Raw genomic sequence first — 4,782 nt, 5'->3', positions numbered from 1 at the left:
ACTCGTACAACTCGACCGCCTGGCGCCGGAACTCTTCCGAGTAGTTCTTGCGTGACATGACTGAAGATCATCTCGCTTCCCCAGCAGGTGCTGGATTCAGCGTGTCCAAGAACCGGGGTCAAGGCCCCACCGAAGAACACGGTCGCCGCCAGCACCCCGAGAGCCAGCGCAATCAGTGGAGCCCGTCGCCCTGCAGTCGGGTACGCCGCCGCACCGAGCATCAGGCCGGCACCCACCGCGTTCAGGGTCAGGGCCGGTTCGGTCGCCACCGCCACAACAGCGGGCAGGCCGATCGCTGCGGCGCCCACGAGCGCGGTTGCGGCTGCGCCGATCCCGGAACGCAACCGCAGCAGCACCGTCAGCGCGGCGACGGCAACGACTGCTGCGATGGTTCCGGCCCACTGAGGAGTGACCAGCACCCCGCTCAGGCCGTCCTTCGCAGCGATGGTGTGGTCGAGTACCTCCGATTCGCGGAGAGCGAAGGCAGCGAGCACACCACCGACAAGGGCGGCAACGATCGGGCCACACCGGTCAACGAGATTCACCGGCCGACCGTAACCCGCGACATCGGCAGAACCCGGCAAGTCGCAGTCGTGCCGTTCCGGACAGCGATCCCCTTCCGGGAACCGCTCGGAGGCTCACGGTTTCGGACGATTCGTCTCGGTCGTTCAGCGTGCGCGGTTCAGTCGATCGAGGATCCACGATTCGAGATCAAATATGTGGTGCAACGCGCAAGTTCATCGTTACCTTTTGGGAATGCCACCCCGCTACCACGTCACCTCGGTGTTGAACCGTGCATCCATTCTCCGATACGGGTTGGACTGCAGCCGGATGGGTGCTGCTCGCGGCATTGCAGGAAGCTATGGGCCCGAGCAACAGGGCTGCTTCCTCGCTGCTGGCGAGTGGGAACGCGACTGGTTCGTGCGGATGAACAACACGGGCGGAGCGGTGGACGTATGGGAGGTCCATGGCATCAATGATGACGATCTGATCGAATCTCCCGAGGGCCACTACTTCTTCCCTGGCGTAATCGCAGCAGCCAAATTGCGGTTGGTGCAACGCGATCTACCACCATCCCGGAATCACTGATACAGCGCTCCAAAGCAGTCGTACTACCTGACCGAATATCGGCGGGTGCACGACATCAACGTGCTGAATTCACTCACGCCGAAGTTCGTGGGCGTCGGAGCGGTCGCCCCGGACACCTTCTGGGTCCAGCCCGGCACTTCCGCAAGCTCGATTGTCGTCAACCTGCGTGAGACTTGGCAGGACAACGTCGCGTTCCCGCTGATGACGTGGGACAGCACCCCCTTGAAGTTCACCAACAGTCCGCTCGTACAGCTGCCCGATGGGGGCCCTGGCGTCGGTCTTGCGCTCGTCACATAGAGCACGGTCGAACAGGAGCGACTCCCGAGCCGGCCCCATGCCTGTGTGGCATCGACGAGCCACGTGGACACGGCAACAGCTCTTCCGGGGTCGCGAGCCGCACCGTAAGCCGAACCACTACCGGGACGCGCGCCGCCGACCTAGAACGTCGTTACGAGCTCATACCGGTACCACGGCCCGTCGATATGGTCGGCGGTGAATTCGCCGTCGCGAGATGCAGGTGCCGGCGCCCCGTCTGGGGAGTAGACCCAGCCTGACTCGGTGGTGAACGCCGTCGACCGTTCGTCGGTGAAGAACACGTCTCCCTGTTGAGGGTTGTAGGCCCTGCCGACCTCGAAACGCCCGATCTTGAGATCGCTCAAGTGCGTGGATTCCGGAGTGGCGAGAAGCTGATGAGCTGTTTCCTCGAACTCTGGGCGCGAGTCCTCGAAATCTGGGCGAGCGGCTAGTGCCAGCGTCACGCCGAGCGCTACGAGGAGTGGCCAGCCCACCATCCACCACGCCCAGCGCCGGTCCCTCCGTATGACGTAGATCGAGCCGAGGCCCCATACCGCTCCTGTCGCGAACAGCAGCGCCAGCGCCACTGCAGCCGGTAGGTACCAGGCGTTGCCCGACGGCCACCAGTGACCCCACACCACGGTCATCAGCACCAGCGCTCCAGCGGTGACCGTCATGGTCACTATCCACAGAAGTGTGCGTGCCACGTGCGGAGCCGCTCTCTTGGCCGGTTCATTCATAGCTCTGTCTGACGTAGTTTTTCAGTTTTCAGATCGATTGTTGCCCGTCGAAGCAAAGATTTCTGGTGAGCCTCGCATCCCTCAAGTGCCACCCACCCGAGGAACACTTCTAGCGCTGGTGCGTTCCTCTGGACCACCGTCGACGGAATACCAGGATGCTCCATCCGATCAATCCGACCAGGACGACTCCAGCCACCGCCAGTACCGGCGTTGGTATTCCGGCGGTCGTCCGGGTCTGCCAGCCGCTCTCCGCCTTGGGTGCGGCTTCTCGCGGAGGATGGGGCGGTCCATATACCTTCTCGGTGACGGATCGAATGTCGAACGGGGCGCCGGTGTAGGGGCCGCACGCGTAGCCTTCCCAGACGGCATCAACCTGGTACGGCCTGGAGACAAAGAGCAGATACTCGTCCCCGACCTGATAGCTGGTCCCACACCCGTTGCCATTCGCAAGGGTGCCCACCGTCGTTGTGGAGCCCACATCGCCCTTGAACACTTGCGACACCTCGAACTCGTAGGTATCGGTGAACCCGTCCGAGACCTTGTCGGTGGCACGGGCGACAAAGACTCCGGACGCATACGAAACGGCTTCTTCCGGCGTTTCGCTGCTAGCGCATGAGCAGGCACACGCGGTCCCGGGTGAAGCCACTGCGACCGACCCTGCAATGAGAAGTCCGCAGGCACAAGCTATGACGTATCGCGAGAGGCGCCGGAGGTACTGGCGCGCTCCGATATCCACAGGGGAGTTTCCAATGGTCACCGTGCCAGTGAAGCACTTCCTGTTGCTGACGCGCTTGCAGCTCGGCCACGAGCATCGCGGAGCTTGCCGTCTCTCGACGGCGTGCTCATCGGCACTCGATTGACGGTCGGTGTCCGCCCGTCCCGCTGGTGGATCGCTGACCGGACGACGATCCCTCACCGGTTGTCGCTGACGGTTCGCTCATGGCGAGCAAAGCGAACCGATTTCCGCAATCACGCGATCAGAACTGCGAGCCACCCATACGGCATGTCCGTCTCGAAACGACGCCATCAACAGTCGTTGTTCTTCGATTGGCCATTGCACAAAGGGGACACCACCGGCCAGCTGATCCTGCACTTCGCCGGCGATGAGCACTGTGAGCTCCTGGGTGGACTGTTCGATGTGCGGCCCCCCGAACTCAAAGCCTCTCAATTGTGCGGTTCCCGCAGTCTTGTGCCGCGGCCGGGGACCGGCCTCGAGTGCAATGTGGCAGTATCCGGTGTCGAGCAACGACACTGTCCACATACAGTTCTGCATGTACGTATCGAGTCCGTGCCAGCGGCACTGCAGGTCTCGACCCACGGCGTGACACGCGTCGACGATCTGCTCGGGGGCCTCGACTGGTGCATCCGGTCCGGTGATCGGAAACGTCCAGACTTTGAGATAGTGCGCCTCGGGCATGAACATGCATCCAGCTTCGCATGGGCTTGCGGTACTGCGGCAAGCTCACGTTCGGTGGCCGGGTCGAAGACCTGCACGGATTCTGCTCGGCCAATTTCCGGTGTGCCGTCGATAGAAGGCCGCCAAGGTCTTGGCGATCTGTCATCGTTCTGAGACCCGTGAGACGAACGGTGACCGGCGGTTATCGATCGCTGGCCGGTCATCGATCGTTGACCGGGGCATGGCGAGGGCGCGCTGGCCGTCACGCCGATGGAGGGGCGACCGAGCCAGCAGAGGGGCCCACAGGAGTTTGTGATCGGTAGGACGGTGGAACCAATGATCAGCTGAACGTTCACGGATTGGGTTGCAGCGTGCTATCCGTAGATGTCGAGCGCGATTCTCGCGGGATCTCGGAGATTCGTGACCTGGAACTGCGGGTGATCGGTTCGGAGTCCGACAAACGACTGTGTGGTCTTCATGTAGCTCGGTGCCAGGATCACCTCGACAACGTTTTGAGCAGCGGGGTCCGACAAAGGATTCGGCCCGCTGTAACCGGTGATCCCACTGTCGGCCGACGAGACCGTGCCGAAGAAGTAGATCTGCAGAATCGACCGACCATTAATCGGCGCGGAAGTCTCTTGGCCGCGTACGGTTGCCTCGGCGACATACTCGGCGCGCCAGCCGGGCGTATATGTGCCGCAGAAGTCGTAGACGATGCGGTCGAATCCGTCGTGCCGCTCGACGTACATGCCACTGGCCGTCACGCCGGCGATGGTCGGCGTCGCCGGCGGTGGAGGTATCGATCCGTCCGGGGAACCAGGGAAGCAAAGCTCCGTTGGGCACGGTATGGGAGTCGGCATACCAGGACCCGAGTCTTCCTGTGCCGCGGGGACCTCACTCGCCGGGATCGACGTTCTTTCGAGGGTGCCGGTTTGCTCGCTGGCCGACTGGCAGCCCGCAGCTAAGGCGATACACGTCATCATCGCGACGAACAAGATCGCTTTGCATCTTTCTCCCCTCATACCCTGCGTATCGGCCCTCACCGGCAGAACGTGACACGCCCGTCGTGCCAATCCTTGGACGCTTCTCCATCGAGAGCCCCTTCGAGGTATGACGCGACGGCCCTAACCGCGGACTTAATACTGCAACGGCACTTACTTGACAGGTAAGAGATACTGGTTGGGTGGTTATCGATCTGGTTGCTGCCGAATTGGAAGCGTTGCACGAGCGGATCTCCGGCCGGTTCGTCCGGTCGGAACCGCG

The 4,782-nt window shown here is 62.5% G+C and carries 6 protein-coding genes and 1 pseudogene; 2 read left to right on the top strand and 5 right to left on the bottom strand.

The genetic code is table 11. From position 1 onward, the window contains the following. Positions 1-545: pseudogene (locus WAW17_RS13820) on the bottom strand (hypothetical protein); the annotation flags it as partial. A 211-nt stretch (positions 546-756) separates the two neighbouring features. Between WAW17_RS13820 and WAW17_RS13815 the strand changes: the two are divergent. Together WAW17_RS13815 and WAW17_RS13810 are read left to right on the top strand one after the other, a co-directional pair. Next, positions 757-1,089 carry a hypothetical protein gene (locus WAW17_RS13815; RefSeq protein ID WP_422333527.1) on the top strand — a complete coding sequence of 111 codons (333 nt, stop codon included), beginning with the start codon at positions 757-759 and terminating at the stop codon, positions 1,087-1,089. Positions 1,090-1,134: 45 nt separating this feature from the next. Then, positions 1,135-1,386: a hypothetical protein gene (locus WAW17_RS13810; protein ID WP_422333526.1), complete on the top strand. Its 252-nt coding sequence runs from the start codon at positions 1,135-1,137 to the stop codon at positions 1,384-1,386. Positions 1,387-1,526: 140 nt separating this feature from the next. Here the strand turns inward: WAW17_RS13810 and WAW17_RS13805 are convergent, their stop codons facing one another. The 4 genes from WAW17_RS13805 to WAW17_RS13790 all read right to left on the bottom strand — a co-directional run bounded on the left by WAW17_RS13805 (position 1,527) and on the right by WAW17_RS13790 (position 4,283). Beyond that, entirely contained in the window at positions 1,527-2,060 is a 534-nt protein-coding gene (locus WAW17_RS13805; protein ID WP_422333525.1) for a hypothetical protein, read from the bottom strand. Positions 2,061-2,232: 172 nt separating this feature from the next. Then, positions 2,233-2,769, bottom strand: a complete 537-nt coding sequence (locus tag WAW17_RS13800; protein ID WP_422333524.1) for a hypothetical protein — start codon at positions 2,767-2,769, stop codon at positions 2,233-2,235. A gap of 291 nt (positions 2,770-3,060) precedes the next feature. Then, positions 3,061-3,375, bottom strand: coding sequence for a hypothetical protein (locus WAW17_RS13795; RefSeq protein WP_422333523.1), 315 nt, complete (start codon positions 3,373-3,375; stop codon positions 3,061-3,063). Between the two features lie 518 nt (positions 3,376-3,893). Then, positions 3,894-4,283, bottom strand: coding sequence for an AMIN-like domain-containing (lipo)protein (locus WAW17_RS13790; protein WP_422333522.1), 390 nt, complete (start codon positions 4,281-4,283; stop codon positions 3,894-3,896). Between the last annotated feature and the right edge of the window lie 499 nt (positions 4,284-4,782).

It is taken from the genome of Rhodococcus sp. (in: high G+C Gram-positive bacteria) (assembly GCF_049286785.1).
Lineage (GTDB): Bacteria > Actinomycetota > Actinomycetes > Mycobacteriales > Mycobacteriaceae > Rhodococcus_F.
The sequence above is the reverse complement of the archived record's forward strand: the minus strand, read 5'-3'. Positions and strand labels throughout refer to the sequence as shown.